This window comes from Psychrobacter sp. 1U2 (genome assembly GCF_051847575.1).
This window is the reverse complement of the sequence record NZ_JBPYDC010001611.1, coordinates 1-561: the sequence shown is the minus strand read 5'-3', so window position 1 is coordinate 561 and position 561 is coordinate 1. Positions and strand designations below refer to the sequence as shown.

Sequence of the window (561 nt, the reverse complement as noted above, 5' to 3'; positions counted from 1 at the left end):
CGACCATCAGGAACATCAGCAGTATTGAGCTGACCATCAAAACGTGCATCGAAAACCGACAGCTCACCTCCAACGAGATCAATGCTTGCGTCACCCGTCCCTGCTATACCAATGTCACGACCCTCTTGTGTGGCATCAAGCTGAGCTTCTAGATCCGTATTACTGAGATTAATAATATGCCGCTGACCTTTGACACCGTTTTTGGTGATATCTAGCAAACGACCACTGGCGTTGAGGCGGCCTGTTAGACGCTCAAGTGGTAAATCGTTACGATATTGTTTGGGTAGTAAGCCATTAGTGCGCGCGTCTATCTGCCACGTCAAAGGTCGGCGCTTAGTTGCTAGCTGTATTTGCCCATTACCCGATAAATCACCAACGATGCCTTTATAGTTGAGACTATTTATATCAATGACATCGCCATTCTTACGAATTTTGACATCATAATTGCCTTTAGGGGCTGCGTTTAACTCATTGATAAGGGCATTGGCATCAACAGACAAACGTGCACCGCGCACAATGACATCGGCTCGGCCGCTTGGGCTATCGATATTACCAATATTC

1 pseudogene is annotated in these 561 nt (G+C 46.7%); it reads right to left on the bottom strand.

What is annotated here, in order from left to right:
- Window positions 1-561 (bottom strand): annotated as a pseudogene (locus ACS8FD_RS23450) (translocation/assembly module TamB domain-containing protein); the annotation flags it as partial.